The sequence below is a fragment of the Crossiella sp. NPDC003009 genome (assembly GCF_053591555.1).
Window position 1 is genome coordinate 34,870 of the sequence record NZ_JBSFUA010000011.1, and the last position, 23,583, is coordinate 58,452.

At 72.3% G+C, this 23,583-nt stretch carries 23 protein-coding genes; 9 read left to right on the plus strand and 14 right to left on the minus strand.

Annotation, left to right across the window (positions count from 1 at the left end; genetic code table 11):
- Positions 1–37: 37 nt before the first annotated feature.
- The 7 genes from ACWDY5_RS14605 to ACWDY5_RS14635 form a co-directional block, all read right to left on the minus strand.
- Positions 38–694, minus strand: coding sequence for a response regulator (locus ACWDY5_RS14605; protein WP_252480455.1), 657 nt, complete (start codon positions 692–694; stop codon positions 38–40).
- Between the two features lie 62 nt (positions 695–756).
- Entirely contained in the window at positions 757–2,346 is a 1,590-nt protein-coding gene (locus ACWDY5_RS14610; RefSeq protein ID WP_449722706.1) for a sensor histidine kinase, read from the minus strand.
- 24 nt (positions 2,347–2,370) lie between these two features.
- Positions 2,371–3,126 carry a hypothetical protein gene (locus tag ACWDY5_RS14615; RefSeq protein WP_449722707.1) on the minus strand — a complete coding sequence of 252 codons (756 nt, stop codon included), beginning with the start codon at positions 3,124–3,126 and terminating at the stop codon, positions 2,371–2,373.
- Positions 3,123–3,836 carry an ABC transporter ATP-binding protein gene (locus tag ACWDY5_RS14620; RefSeq protein WP_449722708.1) on the minus strand — a complete coding sequence of 238 codons (714 nt, stop codon included), beginning with the start codon at positions 3,834–3,836 and terminating at the stop codon, positions 3,123–3,125. The genes ACWDY5_RS14615 and ACWDY5_RS14620 overlap by 4 nt, the downstream gene beginning before the upstream one ends.
- Positions 3,837–3,910: 74 nt before the next feature.
- Complete coding sequence (locus tag ACWDY5_RS14625; protein WP_449722709.1) at positions 3,911–4,903, minus strand: RNA polymerase subunit sigma-70; 993 nt, start codon at positions 4,901–4,903, stop codon at positions 3,911–3,913.
- 87 nt (positions 4,904–4,990) lie between these two features.
- The gene (locus tag ACWDY5_RS14630; RefSeq protein WP_449722710.1) at positions 4,991–5,839 is read right to left on the minus strand and encodes a sucrase ferredoxin; all 849 of its coding nucleotides are present in this window, start codon (positions 5,837–5,839) and stop codon (positions 4,991–4,993) included.
- Positions 5,840–5,875: 36 nt separating this feature from the next.
- Positions 5,876–6,541, minus strand: a complete 666-nt coding sequence (locus tag ACWDY5_RS14635; protein WP_449722711.1) for an O-methyltransferase — start codon at positions 6,539–6,541, stop codon at positions 5,876–5,878.
- A gap of 1,002 nt (positions 6,542–7,543) precedes the next feature.
- Here ACWDY5_RS14635 and ACWDY5_RS14640 point away from each other — a divergent pair.
- Positions 7,544–8,179 (plus strand): MSMEG_1061 family FMN-dependent PPOX-type flavoprotein, encoded by a 636-nt coding sequence (locus ACWDY5_RS14640; protein ID WP_449722712.1) that lies wholly within the window; start codon positions 7,544–7,546, stop codon positions 8,177–8,179.
- On the opposite strand, the gene ACWDY5_RS14645 is transcribed toward ACWDY5_RS14640, so the two are convergent.
- On the minus strand, positions 8,164–8,403 hold the full coding sequence (locus tag ACWDY5_RS14645) for a TetR/AcrR family transcriptional regulator (RefSeq protein ID WP_283658842.1): 240 nt from the start codon (positions 8,401–8,403) through the stop codon (positions 8,164–8,166). The two genes, ACWDY5_RS14640 and ACWDY5_RS14645, sit on opposite strands and share 16 nt — an antisense overlap.
- An 81-nt stretch (positions 8,404–8,484) precedes the next feature.
- On the opposite strand from ACWDY5_RS14645, the gene ACWDY5_RS14650 reads away from it, so the two are divergent.
- The 4 genes from ACWDY5_RS14650 to ACWDY5_RS14665 all read left to right on the plus strand — a co-directional run bounded on the left by ACWDY5_RS14650 (position 8,485) and on the right by ACWDY5_RS14665 (position 13,238).
- Positions 8,485–9,231, plus strand: a complete 747-nt coding sequence (locus ACWDY5_RS14650) for an SDR family oxidoreductase (RefSeq protein WP_449722713.1) — start codon at positions 8,485–8,487, stop codon at positions 9,229–9,231.
- A 75-nt stretch (positions 9,232–9,306) separates the two neighbouring features.
- Entirely contained in the window at positions 9,307–9,657 is a 351-nt protein-coding gene (locus ACWDY5_RS14655; protein WP_283658840.1) for a nitroreductase/quinone reductase family protein, read from the plus strand.
- A gap of 37 nt (positions 9,658–9,694) precedes the next feature.
- Positions 9,695–12,835, plus strand: a complete 3,141-nt coding sequence (locus tag ACWDY5_RS14660; RefSeq protein WP_449722714.1) for a UvrD-helicase domain-containing protein — start codon at positions 9,695–9,697, stop codon at positions 12,833–12,835.
- Between the two features lie 13 nt (positions 12,836–12,848).
- Entirely contained in the window at positions 12,849–13,238 is a 390-nt protein-coding gene (locus ACWDY5_RS14665) for a VOC family protein (protein ID WP_449722715.1), read from the plus strand.
- Here ACWDY5_RS14665 and ACWDY5_RS14670 read toward each other — a convergent pair.
- Positions 13,223–14,626 carry an FAD-dependent oxidoreductase gene (locus ACWDY5_RS14670; protein ID WP_449722716.1) on the minus strand — a complete coding sequence of 468 codons (1,404 nt, stop codon included), beginning with the start codon at positions 14,624–14,626 and terminating at the stop codon, positions 13,223–13,225. The two genes, ACWDY5_RS14665 and ACWDY5_RS14670, sit on opposite strands and share 16 nt — an antisense overlap.
- 67 nt (positions 14,627–14,693) lie before the next feature.
- Between ACWDY5_RS14670 and ACWDY5_RS14675 the strand changes: the two genes are divergently transcribed.
- Positions 14,694–15,320: a TetR/AcrR family transcriptional regulator C-terminal domain-containing protein gene (locus tag ACWDY5_RS14675; RefSeq protein ID WP_449722717.1), complete on the plus strand. Its 627-nt coding sequence runs from the start codon at positions 14,694–14,696 to the stop codon at positions 15,318–15,320.
- Between the two features lie 63 nt (positions 15,321–15,383).
- Here ACWDY5_RS14675 and ACWDY5_RS14680 read toward each other — a convergent pair whose 3' ends face one another.
- The gene (locus tag ACWDY5_RS14680) at positions 15,384–15,764 is read right to left on the minus strand and encodes a VOC family protein (protein WP_252480279.1); all 381 of its coding nucleotides are present in this window, start codon (positions 15,762–15,764) and stop codon (positions 15,384–15,386) included.
- Positions 15,765–15,794: 30 nt separating this feature from the next.
- On the opposite strand from ACWDY5_RS14680, the gene ACWDY5_RS14685 reads away from it, so the two are divergent.
- The 3 genes from ACWDY5_RS14685 to ACWDY5_RS14695 all read left to right on the plus strand — a co-directional run bounded on the left by ACWDY5_RS14685 (position 15,795) and on the right by ACWDY5_RS14695 (position 20,719).
- Positions 15,795–16,367 carry an HhH-GPD-type base excision DNA repair protein gene (locus tag ACWDY5_RS14685; protein ID WP_449722718.1) on the plus strand — a complete coding sequence of 191 codons (573 nt, stop codon included), beginning with the start codon at positions 15,795–15,797 and terminating at the stop codon, positions 16,365–16,367.
- A 52-nt stretch (positions 16,368–16,419) separates the two neighbouring features.
- A complete protein-coding gene (locus tag ACWDY5_RS14690) occupies positions 16,420–17,562 on the plus strand; it encodes an epoxide hydrolase family protein (RefSeq protein WP_449722719.1) in 1,143 nt (380 codons plus the stop codon).
- 199 nt (positions 17,563–17,761) lie between these two features.
- Positions 17,762–20,719, plus strand: coding sequence for an LGFP repeat-containing protein (locus ACWDY5_RS14695; protein WP_449722720.1), 2,958 nt, complete (start codon positions 17,762–17,764; stop codon positions 20,717–20,719).
- A gap of 51 nt (positions 20,720–20,770) precedes the next feature.
- Here ACWDY5_RS14695 and ACWDY5_RS14700 read toward each other — a convergent pair whose 3' ends face one another.
- From ACWDY5_RS14700 to cmtR, 4 genes are read right to left on the minus strand one after another with little or no spacing between them, the layout of a single operon-like run.
- Positions 20,771–21,712 (minus strand): bile acid:sodium symporter, encoded by a 942-nt coding sequence (locus ACWDY5_RS14700; RefSeq protein ID WP_449722721.1) that lies wholly within the window; start codon positions 21,710–21,712, stop codon positions 20,771–20,773.
- A 25-nt stretch (positions 21,713–21,737) separates the two neighbouring features.
- Positions 21,738–22,505 carry a MerR family transcriptional regulator gene (locus tag ACWDY5_RS14705; RefSeq protein ID WP_449722894.1) on the minus strand — a complete coding sequence of 256 codons (768 nt, stop codon included), beginning with the start codon at positions 22,503–22,505 and terminating at the stop codon, positions 21,738–21,740.
- A gap of 60 nt (positions 22,506–22,565) precedes the next feature.
- Positions 22,566–23,213, minus strand: coding sequence for a cation transporter (locus tag ACWDY5_RS14710; protein ID WP_449722895.1), 648 nt, complete (start codon positions 23,211–23,213; stop codon positions 22,566–22,568).
- Positions 23,214–23,227: 14 nt separating this feature from the next.
- A complete protein-coding gene (cmtR, locus tag ACWDY5_RS14715; protein WP_449722722.1) occupies positions 23,228–23,563 on the minus strand; it encodes a Cd(II)/Pb(II)-sensing metalloregulatory transcriptional regulator CmtR in 336 nt (111 codons plus the stop codon).
- Between the last annotated feature and the right edge of the window lie 20 nt (positions 23,564–23,583).

The following is a 23,583-nucleotide window of genomic DNA, read 5'->3' on the forward strand; positions in this document are numbered from 1 at the left end:
GGGGCGCTGCTCTCCAAGGTCTATCCCGGAGTCCATCTCAGGTGCCACCGAGCCCGGCCTCGTGCGCCAGGATCGCGGCCTGCACCCGGTTCGAGCAGTCGAGCTTGCCCAGCACCCGGCTGACGTACATCTTCACGGTGGCCTCGCTCATGTAGAGCCTGCCGCCGATGTCGGCGTTGGACAGGCCCTGGGCGAGCAGTTCCAGCACCTCGCGCTCGCGGTCGGTGAGCACGTCCATGCGGCGCTGGGCGTCCACCGCCTTGGCGTTGCCGCCGGTGGCCGAGACCCGGTTGATCACCCACTTGGTCACCGAGGGCGAGAGGTAGGCCTCTCCGGCGGCGACCACCCGCACCGCGCGGATCAGCTCCTCCGGCGCGGAGTCCTTGAGCAGGAACCCGGCCGCCCCGGCGTCCAGGGCGCGGCCGATGTACTCCGACTCGCCGAAGGTGGTCAGGATGACGACCCTGGTGCCGGGGGCCAGGCCGGTCAGCTCGGCCAGCGCGGACAACCCGTCCATGCCGGGCATGCGGATGTCCAGCAGCAGCACGTCGGCGGAGCGGGCGGTGACCTCGGCGATGGCCGCGCGGCCGTCCCCGGCCTCGGCGATCACCTCGATGTCCTCGGCCGCGGAGAGCACGAGCTTGATGCCCGCCCGCACCAGCGGCTCGTCATCGGCGATGATCACCCGGACCACGTCTGCCTCCACCATCCCGGCCGCGTCCGGCCCTGACCTTCGTGCCCGGTGATGCTCGCACACTAGAACGGCCGCTTGACCACCAACCGATCTTTCCGGGCCAACTTGCCGTCCTGGAAGCAGAACCGGAACGCCTCGGTGCGGTTCTGCGGCAGCTCGGAGCCGTCGACGTAGTAGTAGCGGCAGTGCGTGCCCTCCGGCGGCGGGCCGCTCTGGTCGGCGATGCGCAGCTCAGCGCCCGGGCTGGCCTCGCCGAAGCGCTCCACCATGACCTGTTCGGTCTCGCCCAGCTGGACCTGGTCGAACTTCTCCGCCTCCAGCAGCACGCCGTTGCGGATGATCACCCAGGCGACTATCCCGGCGAAGGAGAGCGCGCTGATGAGCACCAGCCCGGTGATGGCCAGCCCGGTGAGCACCGGCCGGTGCCGGATGGTCTCCAGCAGCTTGCTGACCTCGGTGCGGGCCAGCGGGTGGGTGGCCGGGCCGGGCGCGGGCGGGCCGTCGAGCTCGGCCACCGCCTCGGCCGGCTCGCCGTCGAAGGGCAGCACCGCGGCCAGCCGGAACCCGCCGTCGGCGGTGTGCGCGGCGTGCAGCACGCCCCCGGCCAGCCGCACCCGCTCACGCAGCCCGGTCAGGCCCTGCCCGCTGCCGCCGCCGCGGGGCGGGGCGGTGGCGGGGGAGTTGACCACCTCGATGATCACCGCGTCGGACTCGTAGTTGAGCCGGACGGCGACCGCGCCGCCGGGTGCGTGCCGCAGCGCGTTGGTCAGGCCTTCCTGGGCGACCCGGTAGATGGCGTTCTCCACCGGGCGGGGCAGTGGCACCGGCTCGCCGGTCTCGGTCTGGGTGACCGGGGTGCCGCTGCTGCGCGCGGTGGCCACCAGTTCGGGCAGCTGGTCCAGGCGGCGGGCGTGCAGCGGCGCGTCCTCGCTGTCCTGGCTGAGCACGCCGATGATCTCCCGCAGCTCCTCCATGGCCCGCCGCGCGGTGTCGTGCAGCACCCCGGCGGCCTCGGCCTGGGCGGCGTCGCCGTGCGCGGCCAGCTTGAGCCCGCCTGCCTGCAGGGAGATCAGGGTGAGGTGGTGGCCGAGGCTGTCGTGCATGTCCACCGCGATCCGGGTGCGTTCCCGGATCCGGGCCTCGGCGACCAGCGACCGGCGCTCCCGTTCCAGGTAGACCGCGCGTTCGCGCAGCGCCTCCACCAGCAGGGTGCGCCGGGCGCTGGAGCGGCCCAGCACCGCGGGCACCCCGACGAACAGCAGCGTCATGATCACGTTGATGCCCAGCACCAGCATGCTGGTCAGCACGCTCTCGGAGTACAGCGGGGACACCGCCCCGGCCAGCAGGAAGTGCCCCAGCGCCGCGCCGAGCAGCTGGTACAGCGACCCGATCCGCCGTCCCGCCCCGTAGGCCAGCGGGACCGCCACCACGCCCGCGCCCAGCGCGCTGAGCACCAGCGCGGTGGCCGGGTAGCGGCGGCGGGCGAACAGGCACAGCGGGGTCACCGCCAGCGCGAAGACCCGCAGCGCGGGGTGCGGCGGGAGTTGCAGCACCAGCAGGGACAGCCCGACCAGCAGGTAGAGCCCGATCTCCAGGCTCCACTGGCGCCAGCCGGAGATGCCCAGCCACGGCCGCCGGGCGGTGGTGTCCATCGGCTCAGCCTAGTGATCGCGGGGTCAGCGCAGGTCAGCGGTGGCGGTGCGGCCCACCGCGATGGCCAGTGGCCCGCCGATGGCCGCCACCGAGATCACGATCGCCTGCCACAGCGGCAGCGGGCCCGCGGTGAACAGCCGGTCGAAGGCGGCGTTGACGTTGAGCCAGGACACGATGTCGGCCAGCAGCGGCGAGGCGGTGAACACCCCTTGCACGGTGCCCAGCAGCAGCGGCAGCGCGAGCGCGATGAGCAGGGTGAACAGCACGCTGCGGGTGGCCGCGCCGAGCACGAAGCCGAAGGCGAAGCTCAGCAGCATCCCGGCGAAGCCCGCAAGCAGCGGCACGTCTAGCCGGGCCACGCCCTGCCCGTCGGCGGCGGCGAAGGCGGCGGTGGTGATGCCGCCCAGCGCGGTGGCCAGGCCGAGGCCGAGCACCCCGGCGAGCAGTCCGGACAGGGCCTGGGCGCCGAGCCAGCGGCCGCGGTCGGAGCTGACGCCGAGCACCACGGCCACCCCGCGGCGGGCCCACGGGTCGACCGCGAGCACGGCCCCGGCGATGGGGGCGAGCAGGGCCAGCAGGCCGAGGTAGATCGAGACGGCGGCGCGCTGGACCTCGGCGTCGATGACGCTGATGTTGGCCAGCGCGGCGATCAGCACCGCGGTGCCGAGCAGGGCGGGCAGCAGCAGCGCGAGCTGCCCGGCCCGGTGTGCCCGCAGCGCGCCGAGGTGGCCGCGGATGAGGCGGGACAGGCCGATGGGGGTGGTGGCGAGGGTGCTCATCCGGCTTTCCTCAGTTCGGTGTCGTGGGCCCGCAGGTACAGCTCTTCCAGGCTCGCGCCGCCCGCGCGCAGGACGGACAGCGACTCGTCCAGCACGATCCGGCCTTCCCGGATGAGCACCACCCGGTCGACGTAGGTCTCCAGGGCGTGCAGGTCGTGGCTGGAGACGAGCACGGTCGACCCGGCCAGCGCGCGTTCGGCCAGGGTGTCGCGGACGAAGCGCTGGGCGACCGGGTCCAGGCCGTTGGTGGGCTCGTCCAGCAGCAGCACCGGCCGCTCGCCCAGCAGCGCCAGGCCAAGGGCCAGCCGCTGGCGCATGCCGAGGGAGTAGGTGCGGATCCGGTCCCCGGCGGCCTTGGTCAGCTCGACCCGTTCCAGCATGTGCTCGGCCGCGCCCGCGGGCAGGCCGAGCAGGTCGGCCACGATGGTCGCGGCCAGCCGCCCGGTCCAGTTGGGCGGCAGCGCGGAGGCGTCCAGCGAGCTGCCCACCACCCGACCGACGGCGGCGTAGTCGCGGACGTCCTTGCCGAGCACCAGCAGCCGTCCGGCGGCGGGGCGGGCCAGCCGCAGCGCGCAGCGCATCAGGGTGGTCTTGCCCGCGCCGTTGTGGCCCACCAGCGCGGTGACCTGTCCGGGCGCCGCGGCGAAGGACACCCCGTCCAACACCGTGCGGCGCCCGAACCGCTTGCTCACGTTCTCTGCCTCAAACATGACACAACCGTAGAAAGGCGCAGGTCACCGCGTCAGTTGCCCAAAGTCGAGCCGGGCGCTGACGATCGTCTGGCCTATCGGGCCGGCAGGGTCGCGGGCAGGCCGCAGGCGGTGACGAACTCCGGGCCGAAGGTGGTCACCTCGGCGACCAGGCCGCCCTCCACCCGCAGCACGTCCAGGTTGGTCGCGGTGAACAGCTCCTCGCCGGGCTTGCGGACGTAGTTGCCCAGGGCGGGCTGCCGGTTGACCCAGGCGGGCAGTGCGGCCCACTGGCCCCAGGAGTCGCGGCCGCCTTCCAGCACCGCGGCCCAGCCCTCGATGACGGTGTCCCGGCCGCTGGTGGCGAACGGCTCCGGCGGCATGGTGTGCACGATGTCCGCGCGCAGCAGCGCGGCCAGCGCGTCGGTGTCGGATGCCTCGGTGGCCGCGACGAAGCGGGCCAGCACGTCCTTCTCCTCCGCGGTGGGCTCGGCCGGCATGCTCCAGTCGGCGCGGCGGGCGGGCAGGTGCTCCTTGAGGGTGACGCGGGCCCGCTGCAGCGCGCTGTTGGCCGAGGCGACCGTGGTGTCCAGTGCCTTGGCGGTCTCGGCGGCCGACCAGCCGAGCACGTCGCGCAGGATCAGCGCCGCGCGCTGGCGGGGCGAGAGGTGCTGCAGCGCGACCAGGTAGGCCAGCTCGATGGTCTCGCGGGCCACCGCCACCGCGTCGGGTTCTTCCTCGGCGGGCGCGGCCAGGTCGAGCAGGTGGTCGGGGTAGGGCTGGAGCCAGCTGACCTCGGCGGTGGTGGCGGTCTCCGGGGTGGCCACCGCGACCTGCTTGTCGGCGGGGCGTTTGCCGATGGCGTCCAGGGTCGCGTTGGTGGCGATCTTGTACAGCCAGGCCCGGACGCTGGCCCTGCCCTGGTAGCTCTCCCGCCGCCGCCAGGCCCGCAGGAAGGTCTCCTGCACCAGGTCCTCGGACTCCTCGAAGGAACCCAGCATCCGGTAGCAGTGCACCCGCAGCTCGTGCCGGTGCCGCTCGGTCAGCTCGGCGAACTCCTGCTCGGTGATGGTGGTCGCGGCGTTCATGACGTCTCCCTGGACTCCCGGCGCACCGCCTGCCGGCGCGTCACCACCTATGACCGGCCCTGCCCCGGAAACTCATCTCCGCCCAGCTCAGAGCAGGTGCAGCCCGGCCACCACGAAGGCCGAGCGGGGCTCGGGCTCCTCCCCGCACCCGGCAGGCGCCGGCGGCACCGGCTTTTCCACAACCTCCACCAGCCAGCTCCGCCCGTCCAGGTGCGTGACCCGGATCGGCTCGTCCTGTTCCTCGGACACGGTCAGCGCGTCCGGATCGAGCTCGCCCAGCCGTTCCCGCACCGCCAGCTCCGCGGCCTGTCCCCGCCGGCTCCAGGTGCTGCGCCCGCGCACCCCGGCGAGTTCGACCTGCCCCTTGCGCGCGGCCAGCAACGCGGCCTGCGCCGTGGCCAGGTCCAGGCGGCCGTAGGTGTAGCCGGTGGGCAGCAGCAGCGCGGTGGGCGCGAACCGGTGCCCGCCGAGGTGGCTGCACTCCCACACCGAAGGCCGGAACCCGTGGTCGAGCTCCTCGGCGATCGGCCGCCCCAGCACCGCACAACAACGGTCCCGCCGCCCGTTGGTGCAGATCAGCATCAACGGCTCGGCAGTCGGTTCGCCCAGCTCCGGCGCATCGAAGTCCAGGTCCAGCAGCTCCCGCGGATCCTCGAGCGTCGCGGTGTGCAGGCTGGTGGCCCCTGGCGTGGTCCGCGCCAGGAACACCCGCCGCGCCCGCCCCGCCTCACTGCGCCCCGGCCGACGAACCAGCAGCACCCGGGTCCCGGTCCCGTCACTGCGCCGGACCAGCTCCGCGCCCAGCCCCGGATCCAGCCGGCTCTCCAGCAGCGCCTTGCGCCCCCACGGCCCGCCCTGCTCCAGGCACAGCCAGTTGACGGCGGTCGGCCCGGTGGCCGCCACGGGTTCCCCCAGCCACGCCGCGCACCCGCTCATACGCGTTCCGTGACGGTGTTCATGCTGGTCACACCATCAGTGTGCACCGTCGGCCACCGTGGTCAGCTCCAGCCCGTCGCCAATGGCGAGTGGGAGCGAGTGGTAGCCGTTGCCCGGCGCGCGCACGTGCGCGAGGTAGTCACTGAGCCGCCCGCCGTTGACCTCGGTGTCATCGGCGACGATCAACGCCCCCACTCGTAACCGGGCGCGTAGCGAGACCAGCACCGGCAGGTACAACTGCTCCCAGCCGTCAAGCAACAGAAGATCAATCGGCCCCGCCACATCGCCAAGCGTCTCCAGCGCGTCCCCGGTCCGGACCTCGGCGCAAGCCCCCAGCCCCGCCTCGGCCAGGTGCCCGCGCGCGGCCGCCGCCTTGCCCGGATGCAGCTCGGTGGAGATGACCCGCCCCCCGCTGCCGCCGTCCCGGACCGCCGCGGCCAGGTAGAGCGTGGAGATCCCGAACGAGCTGCCGAACTCCACCACCGTGCGCGCCCGGGTGCCACGGACGAGGGTGTGGAGCAGCTCGCCCACCTCCCTCGGCACCGGCAGGTAGGCCTCGCCGAGCAACTCGGCCAGCGCCCGCGGATCGGGCATGGTTTCCAGCGCGGGCCTGGCGGCCTCGACGTGCAGGTCGTCCACCCGGTCGGCTTCGGCGTGCAGCCGGTCCAGCACCGCGGTGACCCGCTGATCAGTGATCGTCATGGCCCTGACGCTAGAAGCCGACTGGATTGCCTGCCAACGCAAGTTCGGCAAAGACGGTTTGCGCCAAACGCAACTAGCCTCGCCCCAGCCCGCCGCACCAGCGCCGCCCGACTCATTGGCGCGCAGGCCCGCTGCCAGCCGAACAACGCAGGACCCCGGCAACCCGCCGGCGGCACCGCGAACCTCCCAGCGACGAACGCACCAGCCAAGCGCCCAGCGCCCCTCGCCGCCCACCGCCCGCCGCCCCTCGCCGCCCGCCGCCCCTCGCCGCCCGCCGCCCCTCGCCGCCCGCCGGCCCGAGGCGATCGACAACCCGCCCAACGACTCCCGCCATCCAGCGACCTGCGCCGTCCAACGCCCCGTGCGAGCGGCAGCAGCGACGCAACGCCACCGGCTCGACCGACCTGACCGCGAAGCCTGCTCGCGAACCTGCGCAACTCTGCTGACGCGCTTCTCACCGCTGGAGGCGACGGCACTCGACCGGGACCCTGGCTCGCAGGCGTCAGGCTTCACGGTGCCGGCAAACCGGGCCGTCTGTGACACCCGAGCCGTCTCGGACAAACCGGCTTCTGCGACAACCGGCTTCTGCGACGAACCGGCTGGCCTCTGCGACGAACCGACCGGTGTGACTCGCCGGTCCGAGCCCCTGACGGGGTCCGCCGCCGCCACCGTTCCTCTGCGGAACGCTCAAACCGCGATTTTGGTTGCCTCGCGTCTTGACCTTGCCACTCGATCGGGTGACCTGGACGCCTGTTCCTGCACCGCGCCAACCGGCCCCGCACCAGCAGCATATCCCTGCGACCAGCGGATACCCGACCGACCCACGACTGACCGCCCCCAACGACTCCCGACCGGCCAACGCGAACCGAGAACGCCAACGACCGCCAACGACCGGACCGCGATCACCGGCAACCGGACGCCCGCGCCCTGCCCCGCCCCGCCTGCCGTGATCACCGCCCCAACTCCGCCCGTCACCCGATCACCCGCGGCTAGCCTGACCCCATGACTGGGGACCTGTTCACCGACGCCATCCGCTCACCCGAGCACCTGCGCGAGCTCTACGAAGCGCCCTCCCCGCTGGCCGCGCGCAAGCAGATCACCGAGATCGACGAGATGGCGCGCCGGTTCATCGCCTGCTCGCCGCTGGTCTTCATCTCCAGCGCCGGTGCGAGCGGCAGCTGCGACGTCACCCCGCGCGGCGGGCCTGCCGGGTTCGTCTCGGTGCTGGACGAGCAGCACCTGGTGGTCCCGGACGCCACCGGCAACAAGCGGCTGGACACCTGGCAGAACGTGATCGAGACCGGCCGGGCCGGGTTGTTGTTCGTCATTCCCGGCCGCGGCCAGACTCTGCGGGTCAACGGCGCCGCCTGTGTCAGTGCGCGCCCTGAGCTGCTGGAGTCGCTGACCGCGGTGGGCAAGCCGCCCCGGTCGGCGCTGGTGGTGCGGGTGGAGGAGGTCTACGCGCATTGCCCGAAGGCGTTCGTGCGGTCCAAGGCCTGGCAGCCGGAGCACTGGCTGGACCCCGGTCTCCAGCCCAGTCCGGCCGAGGTCACCCACGCGCACCTGCGGATGCCCGAGATGACCATCGCCATGGTCGAGCAGAGCCAGCGGGAGTCGCTGCTCTACCGGTTGGAATGATCATCGGGTAACTGGTCGCGGACCAGTTCCACCAGCTCGTCCTTGTCCTTGATGTGGCGGTAGAGGGCCATGGGGGAGCAGCGCATGCGTTCGGCGACCCGGCGCATGCTCACCCCCGCCAAGCCCTCTTCCGTGGCGATGGCCACCGCGGCGGCGACCACCGCGTCCCGTGTCAGTCTGGCCGGGCGTCCCGGCCGTCGTGGTTGCTGGCCCCCAGGCGTCATCACATGAGTGTGCCTGAGACACGCAAGTGCCAAACGCGCCACCGGGCGCTAGAACCGAACACAGCGGAGTTGGAGGAACCCATGGCACCGGTCACGGTGATCACCGGCGGCGGTCGTGGCATCGGCGCGGCCACCGCGCGCAAGCTGGCCGCCGACGGCCACCGGGTGGCGATCAGCTACGTGCAGGCCAGCGGCCCGGCCGAGGAGCTGGCCAGGGAGATCGTCACGGCCGGCGGGCACTGCCTGTGCGTGCGCGCCGACACCACGGTGCGCGCGGACGTGGACCGGCTCTTCGACCTGGCCGGGCAGGAGCTGGGCGTGGTCACCGGACTGGTCAACAACGCCGGGATCACCGGCCCGCTGGGCCGCCTCGCCGAGTTGTCGGAGGAGACGCTGCGCCGGGTGGTGGAGGTCAACGTGGTCGGCTACCTGCTGTGCGCCCAGCGCGCCGCCCGCCAGATGGCCACCTCCGCCGGTGGCGTGGGCGGGGCGATCGTGAACATCTCCTCGGCCGCGGCGACCCTGGGCAGCCCGAACGAGTACGTGCACTACGCGGCGACCAAGGGCGCGGTGGACTCGATGACGGTGGGGCTGGCCAAGGAGCTGGCCGCCGACGGCATCCGGGTCAACGCGGTGGCCCCCGGCATCATCCAGACCGAGATCCACGCCGCCATGGGCGATGCGGACCGGCCGTGGCGGCTGGCCGACCGGATCCCGGCGGGGCGGCCGGGGGAGCCGGAGGAGATCGCGGCCGCGGTGGCCTGGCTGCTCGCCCCGGAGTCCTCGTTCACCACAGGTGCGGTGGTGCGGGTGGCCGGCGGTTTGTAGGCGTTTAGCGGGGCCGCCCCCAGCGTTGTGTTCGCGCTAAGCGCAACGTCAGAGCGGCCGCCTACGCTCCCGGCCATGACCTACCTGAGCAGCGCGGACACCGTTGAGCACACGCTGACGCTGGCCGCGGGCCGGGAACGGCCCAAGCTGACCTACCACACCGATGGTGACCGCCTGGTCGTCTTCGCGGCGGTGGGCGGGGCCCCGCAGCACCCGAGCTGGTTCCACGAGGTGCTCACCCACCCCGAGGTCACCGTGGAGCTCGACGGCGAGACCTTCCCCGCCGTCGCCGCGGTCACCACCGGCCGGGAGCGGTACCGGATCTGGTCCACCGCGGTGCGCCGCACCCCGGCGCTGGCGGAGTACCAGGTCAGGGCCGGGGCGCGGACGATCCCGGTGATCACCTTGCGCCGCAGGGAAGTCTGAAGAGGAGGGTGTCGGTGCGGGCTGGCAAGATCGCCGCGTGCGCTTCTACGCTGACCTGCACATCCATTCCAAGTACTCCCGCGCCTGCAGCCGTGACTGCGACCTGGAACACCTGACCTGGTGGGCCAGGCGCAAGGGCATCGCACTAGTCGGCACCGGGGACTTCACCCACCCGGCCTGGTTCGCGCACCTGTCCGAGACCCTGGAGCCGGCCGAACCCGGGCTCTACCGGCTCAAGCCGGACCTGGACCGTGACATCGACCGGACCCTGCCCGGCAGCTGCGCGGGCACCGACGTCCGGTTCATGCTCTCGGTGGAGATCTCCACCATCTACAAGCGCGGTGACAAGACCCGCAAGGTCCACCACCTGATCTACCTGCCGGACCTGGAGGCCGTCGCCCGGTTCAACCAGCGCCTTGGCAAGATCGGCAACCTGGGTTCGGACGGACGACCCATCCTCGGCCTGGACTCCCGGGACCTGCTGGAGATCACCCTGGAGGCCAGCCCGGACGGCTACCTGGTGCCCGCGCACGTGTGGACCCCGTGGTTCGCGGTGCTGGGCTCGAAGTCCGGCTTCGACGCCATCGAGGACTGCTACCTGGACCTGGCCGAGCACATCTTCGCGGTGGAGACCGGCCTGTCCAGCGACCCGGAGATGAACTGGCAGGTCTCCGGCCTGGACAAGTACCGCCTGGTCAGCAACAGCGACGCGCACTCCCCGCCGATGCTGGGCCGGGAGGCCACCGTCTTCGACACCGCGCTGGACTACTTCGCGCTGCGCCGCGCGCTGGAGACCGGCGAGGGCTTCGCCGGGACCGCGGAGTTCTTCCCCGAGGAGGGCAAGTACCACCTGGACGGGCACCGCAAGTGCGAGGTCCGCTTCGACCCGGCGCAGACCCGCGCGCACGACGGACGCTGCCCGGAGTGCAAGAAGCCGCTGACCGTCGGCGTGCTCAGCCGGGTCAACGACCTGGCCGACCGCCCGCTCGGTTACCGGCCCGAGGGCGCGGCCGGGTTCCGCAGCCTGGTGCCGCTGCCGGAGATCATGAGCGAGATCCTCGGCGTCGGCCCGAAGTCGAAGAAGGTGCAGACCGCGCTCAACGCGCTGACCACCGCGCTGGGCCCGGAGCTGACCATCCTGGACGAGGTGCCGCTGCACCTGATCGCCGAGCAGCACGAGCTGCTGGGCGAGGCGATCGGGCGGCTGCGGCAGGGCACGGTGATCAGGGACTCCGGCTACGACGGGGAGTACGGGGTGATCCGGCTGTTCGAGCCGGGTGAGCTGCGCCGCCGCACCGAGGCCAACTCCTTCGCGCTGTTCGAGGACAGCCTGTTCGCCCCGCAACCCGAACCGAAGCCCAAGCCGCGTCCCGCCGCGGAGCCCGACCTGCCCGCCGAGCCGCCGCCCGCGCCAGGGCTCGCCGCCGTCCCGGAGCCCGCCGCGACCGGGGCACCGGCGTCCCTGCTCGACGGCCTTGACCCCGACCAGCGCGCCGCCGCCGAACGCCTCGGCGGCCCGCTGCTGATCATCGCCGGACCGGGCACCGGCAAGACCCGCACCCTCACCCACCGCCTGGCGCACCTGGTCACCGCGCACGACGTGCCGCCGGAGCAGTGCCTGGCGATCACCTTCACCCGCCGCGCCGCCGAGGAGATGCGGGAGCGCCTGGCCCTGCTGGCCCCCGCACACGCCGGGCGGCTGACCATCTCCACCTTCCACGCCCTCGGTGTGCGTTTCCTGCGTGAGCTGCACGAACGCCTCGGCCTCTCGCCGAACTTCACCATCGCCGGCACCGAGGCGCAGCTGGCCATCCTCACCGAGGTCACCGGCGCGGAGAAGACCGCCCGCGAGCTCCTGGACGGCAAGACCGACTGGGACCCGCACCTGCGGGAGAGCTACACCAAGACCCTGCGCGCCAGGGACCTGGTCGACTTCGACGACCTGATCACCCAGCCCGTGCGGCTGTTGGAAGAGGACCCGGAGCTGGCCGCGGCCTACCGCGAGCGCTACCGGTGGATCTCGGTGGATGAGTACCAGGACGTGGACGAGCTCCAGTACCGGCTGCTGCGGCTGCTGGCCGGGGAGCGGGCCAACCTGACCGCCATCGGCGACCCCGACCAGGCGATCTACCGCTTCCGCGGCGCTGACGTCGGGTTCTTCCTGCGCTTCCAGCAGGACTTCCCCGGCGCGGCCACCGTCCAGCTGAGGCGCAACTACCGCTCCGGCAAGCACATCATCGCCGGGGCCCGCCAGGCCATCGAGCCCACCACCCTGGTGCCCGGCCGGGAGCTGCTGGCCTGCGGCAGCCATGCCGAGCACGCGCCGATCGGCCTGCACACCGCCGCCGATGAGACCGCGGAGGCCGCTTTCGTCGCGCGCACCATCGACCAGCTGCTGGGCGGCTCCTCCTTCCACTCCCTGGACAGCGGCCGGGTGGACGGGGACGGCGACGGTGGGCTGTCCTTCAGCGACTTCGCCGTGCTGTACCGCACCGACAGCCAGGCCCGCGCCGTGGTGGAGGCGCTGACCAGGGCCGGGGTGCCGTTCCAGAAACGCTCGCACGACCGGCTGCTGCACCGGCCGGGGGTGGCCGAGATCCTGCGCGAGCTGACCTTCACCGACCCCGGCGCGGCCCAGGACGTCCCGGCCAGGGTGCGCGCGGCCGCGAACACCGCGCTGAGCCGGATCCCGGCCGCCGAGCTGGCCGAACGCGAGGCCGACATCCACACCGCGCTGGAGCTGCTCGCCCCGCTGACCCGCCGTCACGAGCAGGACCTGGACGCCTTCCGCACCGAGCTGTCCCTCGGCGCGGAGGTCGACGCGCTGGACTCGCGCGCCGACCGGGTCTCGCTGCTGACCCTGCACGCGGCCAAGGGCCTGGAGTTCCCGGTGGTCTTCCTCATCGGCTGCGCGGACGGCCTGCTCCCGCTGCGCTGGCAGGGCGCGGCCGGGGTCGACGAGGAGCACGTGCGGGAGGAACGGCGGCTGTTCTTCGTCGGCATGACCCGCGCCCAGGACCGGCTCTACCTCAGCCACGCCGTCCAGCGGCACCGGCACGGGGCGGAACGCTCGCTGCCGGTGTCGCCGTTCCTGGCGGTGCTGGGCGCGGACCTGCTGGCGCGGCACGGCGAGGCGGTGCCGCGCAAGCGCAAACCGCGCCAGATCAGCCTGTTCTAGCTACCGTCGGAGGATGACCGAGACGAGTCCGCCCAGCATCTACCCGGCCCTGCGCTACACCGACGCCGACGCCGCGCTCACCCATCTGACCACGGTGTTCGGCTTCACCGAGAAGTCGGTCTCCCGGTCCCCGGCCGGCGTGATCGAGCACGCCGAGCTGTCCTGGGGCAATGGGCTGATCATGCTCAGCCAGCGCAGCGCCGAGCCCAGCCCGTTCGACACCGGCCGCAGCGTGCTCTACCTGGTGGTGGCCGACCCGGACGCCCACCACGACCAGGCGGTGGCCGCCGGGGCGCAGGTGATCATGCCGCTGACCGACCAGCCGTACGGGTCCAGGGAGTACGCGGCCACCGACCCCGAGGGCAACGTGTGGTGCTTCGGCACCTATCAGCCCACGGCCTGAGCGGCGCGCGCGGGCACCTCGATCGCACCGAGGTAGCCGTCCGGCCGCACCAGCACCACCGCGCCCTCCGGCACGCCGTAGCTGGCCCGCACCGACTCCTCGGTGACCATGACGGTGCGCACGTCCTGGCTGGTCAGCTCAGGTGTGGCCGCGCTCGTCCCGAACTCCAGCCGGGTCCAGTGCGGCCCGCGGAACAGCTCGAACAACCGCCTTCCGTCGGCCAGCCGGGCATCGGGCGCGCGGTCCCCGGCGGCCAGCCCGGTCGCGCTGTGCCAGCCTGCCGCCGCCAGTGGCCCGCCGCGGTAGCTGATGTCGAGCTGGTCGGTCTCCTTGCCGCGCCGGATGCCCTCGGCGGCGTCCCGTTCGACCAGCCGTGAGCTCAGCCCCAGCACGTCCGCGGCCACCGGCAGCCGCTCGGCCTGGTAGGTCTCCAGCAGCTCGTCCGGCTCTCCGGAGAGCACCGCGGCCAGTTTCCAGCCGAGGTTGTAGGCGTCCTGCACGCCGGTGTTGAGTCCCTGGCCGCCGGCGGGGGAGTGCACGTGCGCGGCGTCCCCGGCCAGGAACACCCGGCCGACCCGGTAGCGGTCCACCATCCGCACGTTGGCCCGGTACCGGGAGAGCCAGATCAGCTCGGTCAGCCGCAGGTCCGCCCGCCCGGTCGCGGCGGTGACCAGCTCTTGCAGCCCGGACAGGGTGGGCAGCTCGACGCCGTCCGGGGGTGGGGCGATGAGCTGGAAGGTGTCGGTCCCGGCCAGCGGGCACAGCGCGAGCTTGCCGGACTCACCCGGCCAGAGGTGCCAGAACTCGCGGTCCAGGCCGGTGAGCCGGAGGTCGCCGACGAGCATCTGCTGGGTTTCGATGGTCTCGCCGAGGAAGTCCACGCCCAGGGTCTTGCGCACGAAGCTGCGGCCGCCGTCCGCGCCCACCAGGTAGGAGGCGCGCACGGTCTGCCCGCCCACGGTCGCGCTCACCCCGTCGGTGTCCTGGGTGAACCCGGTCAGCGGCGTGCCGAACTCCACCGCGCCGCCCAGTTCGGCCAGGCGCTCGCGCAGCAGCGCTTCGGTGCGCCACTGCGGGCTCATCAGGCCGTTCGGGTACGGCACCGCGTCGGTGGCTTCGCGGGGTTCGAAGAGCCGGTGCTCGCCGAGCACCTGGTAGCCGCGGTAGGCGCGCATCCGCGGATAGGGGCCGCCGTGGGCGAGGAGGCGCTCCAGCACGCCGAGGTCCTCGAAGACCTCCTGGGTGCGGGGCTGGATGCCCTTGCCGCGGGATCCGGCGAAGGGTTCGGTGGCGGCCTCGACCAGGCGGAACGGGATGTTCCGGCGGGCCAGGTCGATGGCCAGGGTGAGGCCGGTGGGTCCGGCGCCTGCGATGAGGACGGGCAGCACGAGCGCTCCTTAACGTCGTTCAATTTAACGTCGTTAAGGTTGCTTGAACGGCGTTAAGCTGTCAACCATGGCTCTGGATCGCGACACTGTGGTCCGCACCGCACTGGCGGTGCTCGACGAGGTCGGCCTGGACGCGCTGACCCTGCGCCGGATCGCCGCCAGCCTCGACGTGCAGGCTCCGGCGCTGTACTGGCACTTCAAGAACAAGCAGGAGCTCGTCGACGAGATGGCCACCCGGGTGCTGCGCTCGGCCACCGAGGTCCCGGAGGCCGAGCAGGCCGGGCTGGACTGGCGCGGGGTGGCCCGGCGCAACGGCCACGGCCTGCGCCGCGCGCTGCTGAGCCACCGCGACGGCGCGCGCATGGTCGCAGGCACCCACCTGACCGACACCAGCGCCTACGCCTCGATGGAGCGCACGCTGGCGATCTTCACCGCCGCCGGCTTCAGCCTCTCCGCCGCGATCACCGCACTGACCACGGTCTACCACTTCACCGTCGGCTTCGTCATCGAGGAGCAGGCGGTGCAGCCGCGCCCCGGTGAGCGCGACCCGAGCTACGACTTCGCCACCCGCGCCGCCCGGATGGACGCCGAGGCGACCCCGCTGGCGGTGGCCGCGGGCAAGGAGCTGTTCAGCGACTTCGACCGCCGCTACGAGGCCGGCCTGGACGTCATCGTGCGCGGCCTGGCCCACTGACCACCCCAGTTGTGGTGCCACACCCGTGGCGGTAGGCATCAGCCCAGGTCAAAGGCCCAGCAGTCAGTGGCCCAGCAGGCAGAACGGGTGCCCGGCCGGATCGGCGTAGACCTGCCAGCCGCGCCCGAGCATGCCGTCCAGCAGGGTGGCCCCCAGCTCCAGGACCCGCTCGTGCGCGGTGGCCAGGTCGGCCACGTCGATGTCCAGGTGCGCCTGCTGCGGCCGCGCCGGATCGCCCCACACCGGGGGCTGGTGCCGCGGCTGGCGCTGGAAGCAGAGCACCTGGCCGTCGGGCAGGTGCAGGGTGGACCAGTCGGCGTTGACCGCCCACCGCCGGTCCGGCCGGTTGACCTCGCCGCCGAGCAGTTCCTGGTAGAAGGCGGCCAGTCGGCGCGGGGCCGGACAGTCCAGGACGACGCACTGGAACACACCCAAGGGACGCACCCGCGAGAGGCTACTGCCATCCTTGTCGCCATGACTCGCACGCTGTGCCTGGCCCAGGACCCGGCCGCGGACGCCCTGCTGACCGAGAGCCACCTGGCGCTGCTGTTCGGCATGCTGCTGGACCAGCAGATCCCGATGGAGAAGGCGTTCAAGGGCCCCAGGGTGCTCGCCGACCGGCTGGGCGATCTGGACGTGCGGCGCATCGCCGAGCTGGACCCCGAGGAGTTCACCTCGGTGATGGCCACCCCGCCCGCGGTGCACCGCTTCCCCGGCTCGATGGGCAAGCGGCTGCAAGAGCTCGCGCGGTTCCTGGTGGAGCACTACGACGGCCAGGTCGAGCGGCTGTGGACCGAAGGCGCGCCGGACGGCAAGGAGGTCCTCAAGCGGCTTAAGGCGCTGCCCGGCTTCGGCGACCAGAAGGCCCGGATCTTCCTGGCCCTGCTGGGCAAGCAGCGCGGCATCACCCCGAAGGGCTGGCGCGCGGCCGCGGGCGCCTATGGCGAGGACGGCGCCCGGCGCAGTGTGGCCGACGTGGTGGACACCGCCACCCTGACCGAGGTCCGCGAGTTCAAGAAGGCGGCCAAAGCGGCGGCCAAGGCGTAACCGCTGACCACAGAGGACCGAGGTTGTCCTCTTCGCTGCCTACGGTGGTGTCATGACCGAGATCGCCCCCTTCCGCATCGACATTCCCCAGTCCCAGCTGGACGACCTGCACGCGCGGCTGGACCTGACCCGCTGGCCGGAGGAGCTGCCCGGTGCGGGCTGGGACTACGGGGTCCCGCTCGGCTACCTGCGCGAGCTGGCTGCCCACTGGCGGCACGGCTACGACTGGCGCGCCCACGAGCAGCGCCTCAACAGCTATCCGCAGTTCACCACCGAGATCGACGGCCACCGGCTGCACTTCCTGCACATCCGCTCCCTGGAGCCGGATGCGGTGCCGCTGATCATGACCCACGGCTGGCCCGGCTCGATCGCGGAGTTCCTGGACGTGATCGGCCCACTGACCGACCCGCGCGGCCACGGCGCGCCCGAGGGCAGCCCCGCCTTCCACCTGGTGCTGCCCTCCATTCCCGGCTACGGCTTCTCCGGCCCGACCACCGAGGCCGGCTGGAACGTGGCCAGGGTGGCCAGCGCCTTCGCCGAGCTGATGCGGCGGCTGGGCTATGACCGCTACTTCGCCCAGGGCGGGGACTGGGGCTCGGCGATCAGCCTGGCACTGGGCGCGGCCGACCCAGACCACGTGCACGCGGTGCACCTGAACATGCTCATCACCCTGCCCGACCCTGGGATCGAGCTCACCGAGGACGAGCAGGCCAAGCTGGCCACCCTCGGCCGCTACCAGGACGAACTGTCCGGTTACATGAAGATCCAGTCCACCCGGCCGCAGACCCTCTCCTACGGGCTCACCGACTCCCCGGTGGGCCAGCTGGCCTGGATCGCGGAGAAGTTCAAGGAGTGGACTGACTCCGACTCCGCGCCCGAGGACGCGGTGGACCGCGACCACCTGCTGACCAACGTGATGCTGTACTGGCTCACCGGCACCGCCGGCTCCTCCGCGCGGCTGTACTACGAGTCCGCCCGCGCCTGGGGCAGCCAGCCCGCGCTGACCTGCCCGCTGGGCGTGGCGGTCTTCCCGCACGACCTCACCCAGCCGGTGCGGCGGCTGGCCGAGAAGCAGCACCCGACGCTGACGCACTGGAGCGAGATGCCCCGCGGCGGGCACTTCGCGGCCATGGAGGAGCCGGAGCTGTTCGTGGCGGATGTGCGGAAGTTCTTCCGCGACCAGCTGCCCATGTGATCAAGTAAGCCTCTACGGGGCCGGTCCCGGCACCCACGGGACCGGCCCCGTAGAACCCCTCCCCGCCCAGTTCGCCCCCGGTATCCCCGGTTTCCCCGGCAATTGGGATACGGCGAACCCCTGCCCGGACAACCCCGGCCGCCCCGAGACTCGGCAGCACCGGCCAGATTGGCCAGGACGAGATCCAGGGGAGAACACGGTGTCAGGAACGCGCGCACGGCGCTGGTGGGGGCTGCTGCTCGCATCAGCCCTGGCCGCCGGGACGCTCACGGCCAGCGCCACGGCCCAGCCCAGACCACCCGAGCCACCCGCCGCACCGCCGGCGACGCCCGCGGTCACCTGCACGATCACCGCGGGTGGCCTGATCGGCCAGCGCTGGCAGGACCTCAACGCCGGCGCGGGCCCGCTGGGCTGCCCGACCGGCCAGGAACAGGACGTGCCCGGCCGCCGCGGCCGCAAGCAGTCCTTCGACCGCGGCGAGGTCGTCTGGTCCCCTGACCAGGGCCCGAACCTGGTCGTCTCGGCCTACCGGGTGCACAACGACGTCACCGTGGACTGGGGTCCCACCAACGACCCGTGGAACTACGACGGCTTCCTGATCGGCTGGTTCCACAACGGCCTGTCCCGCGTGGAGGACGTCTACGGCGGCCCGCGCACCTGGGGCACCTTCACCATGCCGCTGACCCGCGGCGCAGGCCGCTACGACTTCACCGTCACCGGCTGCGACAAGCTGCCCGGCCAGTCCGGGCACAAGTGCGACCAGGGCGCCGCCATCCCGGTGAGCGTCACCCTGCCGGACACCGGCGCCACCCCGACCGGCTGCCCCGGCGCCGCGGTGGAGGGCACGCTCGGGCGGCGCTGGCGGGAGATGGGCGGGGCGACCGGCAAGCTCGGCTGCCCGACCGGTGCGGCGGTGACCGCGCCCAAGGGCCGGGTGCAGAGCTTCCAGCACGGCCAGCTCGCCGAGTCACCGGGCCAGGGCGGCAACCTGGTGGTGGCCACCTACTCGGTCAAGGGCCGGGTCTACGTCGAGTGGGGACCCACCGACGGCTACTTCTACGACTTCTTCATCGTGCGCTGGTACCAGCCGGGCCGGGAGGCCAAGCAGGCCGATGTGAAGTACCGGCAGGATCGGCGGCGGGAAGGCTTCTACAGCTTCAACGCCGAGGTCGGCGGCGAGATCGGCGTGGAGGTCGAGGGCTGCGACAACAGCCTGGGCGGCGCGCAGTGCCGCCAGGGCTGGACCCAGCGGGTGGCCACCACGGTGCGCTTCCCCGGCGGCGTCGACCTCGCGGGCGTCACCGCCACCACCCCAGCGGAAGCGCCGCGGCACCTGGACAAGCGACGTGAGCTGGTCGCGGACTACCAGGCCTGCCAGAGCGTGCTCAGCCCGACCGGGGAGAAGGCCGGCGAGGACACCGGCATCGCGCTGATGGCGCACCTGGAACGGCTGCGCCGCAAGGGCACGGGCAGCCAGTGCGAGAACCAGGCGCCCAGCCAGGAGCTGGTCAACCGGGTGCTGCGGCAGATGCGCCCGTACCTGACCGGCTCCTCCACCGACGACATCCCGACCTGCCACCGCGACGCCGACTACGACGCGGTGCTCAAGAGCCTGGTGGTGATCACCAGCAAGTACTGGGACCTGGTCTACCCGCTGACCCGCAAGCACCTGCTGCACCACCTGCTCAGCGAGAACGGCCCGCACTCGGTGGACGATGAGAAGATCACCGTCTGCGGCCTGGTCAACGTGCCGGAGACGGAGAACCACCGGCTGCTCATCGAAAGCTCCCGCTACCTGAGCAACCAGCGGCTGCGCGAGGCCACCGGCGAGGCCCGCTACGACAACGTGGCCAACGGCATGCGCGAGCACCTGCTGCGGCTGCTGCAACTCTTCGCCAAGCACGACTTCATGGAGTACAACGCCCGCCCCTACCAGCGGTACTCGCTCAACGCGCTGCTCAACCTGTTCGACCACGCCCAGGACCCGGCCATCCGCACCGCGGCCCAGATCGTGCTCGACTACGCCACCACCAAGTTCGCGGTGAGCAGCAACCAGCTGCGCCGGGCCGGGCCGTTCCGCCGGATCACCGACCGCGCCGACGCCGACAACCAGAGCTACTACACCGGCAACTCCGACCCGCAGACCGGCTTCTTCCTGCTCTGGACCGGCCTGGCCGGCAACACCGGCGGGCGCATCCCGCACCACTTCAGCGGTGAGGCGCTCATCGTCGGGGTGTCGGGCTATGTGCCGCCCCGTGCCGCGATCCACCGGGCGATGGACAAGTCCGGCGCGGCCTACCAGCACTCCTTCCAGCACGGCGCGCGGCCGAAGCTGAGCTTCTCCGCCGACAGCGCCATGCCGGGCATCGAGGTCTACCGCAGCTCGCCGTCCTTCCAGCTCACCGCGGGCGGGATCTGGGGCAACAGCGGCTACGGCCTGGACGAGTTCCGCGGCCCCAAGCTCTACGGCCGGGCCCAGGCCACCACCCTGATGCCCACCCACAACTCCCCGGGCCGGGAGACCCGCGCCGATGACCTGATCCGCTTCGACGGCTTCCACAACAGCGGCGGCCCGGCCGACCGGGACCGGGTCAACACCTGCGTGCAGGACGGCTTCGCCTGCGGTCTGCGGCTGAGCGTGCCGCAGTTCCTGCGGGAGTGCGCGCAGCGGGTGACCGAGGCCCGCTGGGAGTTCCTCAACCTCAACACCCCGGCCTGCGGGAACCTCGGTGTGTACGTGGCGCTCAACAGTGTGGACAGCGGAAACCCCGCGCACGGCACAGTCGGCGTCCTGCACGCGGTGGAGTCCACCACCATGGACTTCGCCACCTTCCACACCCGCACCAGGGAGCGGAACCCGAACCTGACCGCCGAGATCGCCAACCAGTCGGCTGGCACCATGACCACCGCCGAGGGCCGCCGCTACCAGTTCAAGCTCACCACCGGCGACAACTACGAGACGCTGATCAAGTCCATCGACGGCCAGCCGGTGGCCAACTGGACCAGCGCGCCCCTGGTCTCCGGCCCGATCCTGCGCAGCCGGGGCCACGAGGGCCACCTGGAGATCAGCTACCCGGAATGCCAGTCCACCACCACGCTGGACTACCGGGACCCGCTCAACCCTGCCATCACCACCCAGGGCGGCACCTGCCGCTGACCCCGCCCGGGCCGTCCCGCGCCGCTCCAGGGCAGCGCGGGACGGCCCGCTTCAGCGTTCCGGCAGCAGCCGGGGCACCACCCGGACGTAGACCACCATGCCGACCACCTCGACCAGGGTCTGCGCGACCACCACCACCGCGGCCAGGGCCAGCGAGTCCGGCAGGGCCAGCGCCAGCGGCAGCACGACCAGGGAGTTGCGGGTGGCCCCGGTGAACACGATCGCCCGCCCAGCAGGCACATCCAGCCGGAACAACCGCGCCACGGCCACCCCGGCGAAGGCCATCACCACCAGGAACACCACGTAGAACGGCACCACCCCCGCCACCCGGGCGAGCCCCGCGCCAAGCTTGGGCACCTGCGAGGCCACCACGATCACCAGCGTCACCGCCATCAGCGGCACCATGGCCGTGCCCAGCGCCGCCACGGCCGCCCGCCCGGCCGCACGCCGAGCCGCCCAGGCCTGGGTGAGCCAGGCCAGCGCCAGCGGAACGACGATCAACACCAGGAACGCCTCCAGGAACGGCCCAGCCCGCACCACCTGGCCCAGCTCCGCCCCCAGGAACAGCAACAACAACCCCGGCAGCAGCACCATCTGCGCGAGCAGCAGCACCGGCGTGGCCGCCAGCAGCCGCCGGCTGCTGCCCCCGGCCAGCCCGCTGAAGACGATCACGTAGTCCACGCACGGGGTCAGCAGCACCAGCAACACCCCCAGCCGCAACGCCCGCTCACCAGGCAGGAAGGCGAACATCCCGGCGACCACCAGCGGCACCACCACGAAGTTGACCACCAGCGCCGCGGCCAGGAACCGCCCATCCCGCAGCGAACGCCCCAGCTCCGCCACGGGCACCTGCAGGAAGGTCACGTACAGCAGGGCGCCCAGCACCGGGTTGATGGCCTGCTCCAGCCCCGGCCCCACGGCCGGGACGGCCCAGCCCACCGCGGCCCCGGCTGCCAGCGCGCCCAGGTAGATGGCGACCTGGTGGCGTTCCATGCGCACAAGCTCCTCGCGGATGAGGTCAGTCGGCGGGCGTGAACAACTCGGCGAGCAGCTCCGCCCCGTCAGCGGGCGCACGGACCTCCAGGTACAGCACCGGACCGTCCAGGTGCAGCCGGAAGTCGAAGAACGGACAACACCCCTGCTCGTCCACGGCCAGCGCGGCGACCTCCCCGGCCCGCCTGGCAGGCAGCACCAGCCGCACCCCTTCCGCAATCGCCTCGGTCTCCGCGCCGTCGAGCAGCCGCCGCCACTGTGCCACCCGCTCGGTGAGCGCCGTCCCAGCCGGCCCCGTCCCGGTCAGCGAGCAGGCCACCGGCGCGGTGCGCCACTGCTGGCTGCCCGCCGCGTCGCCAGCGGGATCTGCGCCGGTGCCGGTGCCGGAATCCGCGCCGGTGTCGAGGAGGGCGCACTGCGAGTCGCAGCGGCCACTGCGGTCGGGCAGCGCGTCCAGGTGCGCCAGCGCCCGGTGCAGCAGCGCGGTGAACGCCGCCAGCTCCGCCGCCCGCTGCTCGGCACCGGCGATCCGCGCGCCGATCCGCGGCCGCAGCTGGGCCTTGACCTCCGCGCAGGACCCGGACTCCCACACCGCCAGCAACTCGGCGATCTCCTCCAGCGGCAGACCCAGGTGCTTGGCCGCCCCGATGAACTCCAGCCGCTCCACCGCGTCCTGGCCGTAGTGGCGGTAACCGGCCGGTGTCCGCTCGGCGGGCAGCAGTCCGGCGCTCTCGTAGAACCGCAGGGTGCTGGCCGGGACACCGGTGCGTTCGGCCAGTTGGGAGATCCGCATCGCGCTCACCACCCGACGGTAGACCTTCAACCCGACTCGAAGGTCAAGTCCCATTCGCCATCAGCAGCAGTGCTGACCCCGCCACGCTTCCCGGCCCTCCTTGACCGCCACCGCCGCGATCACCAGCGCCACCAGCGGATCGGCCCACCACCACCCGAACAGCGAGTTCAGCAGCAGTCCCACCAGCAGGACACCGGAGAGGTAGGTGCACAGCAGCGTCTGCTTCGAGTCGGCCACCGCACTGGCCGACCCCAGCTCCCGCCCGGCCCGCCGCTGCGCGGCCGACAGGAACGGCATCACCACCAGCGACACCGCCGCCAGCACGATCCCGATCGTGGAATGCGCCGCGGGCTCGGCATCGACGAAGGTCCGCACCGACTCGACTGACACATAGGCGGCCAGTGCGAAGAAGGACAACGCGATCACCCGCAACGCCGCCCGCTCCCGCCCCTCGGGGTCGCGGCCGGAGAACTGCCAGGCCACCGCCACCGCCGAGGCCACCTCGATGACGGAGTCCAACCCGAACCCGATCAACGCGGTGGAGGAGGCCAGGGTCCCCGCGGTGATCGCCACCACGGCCTCGACCACGTTGTAGGTGATCGTCGCGGCCACCAGTAGCCGCACCCGCCGGATGAGCACCGCCCGCCGTCCCGTGTCCGGCGCCGGGGGAGTGGCGGCGCAGCACCCGCCCGCGCAGTCACCGGTCATGGCTTGCTCGCGGCTCACGCTGTGTCCTTCCCATCCGTGGAGAGGCAGGGCTGCCCGGTGTCGACGGCCAGCACAACCTGCGCCAGCTCCCGCAACGCGCGGGCAAGGTGCTCATCGGCCAGCGCGTAGCGGACCTGACGGCCTTCATAGGCGGCCACCACCAGACCGCAACCCCGCAGACAGGCCAGATGGTTGGAGACATTCGAACGAGTCAGCGCCAACCGCTCGGCCAGCAGCGCCGGATAACTCACCCCGTCCAGCAACGCGACCAGGATCCGGCACCGAGTCGGATCAGCCAGCGCGCGCCCCAGCCGGGCCAGCGCGTCCTCCCGCGTCTCACACTTCAGCACACCCAGAACCATACAGCCAA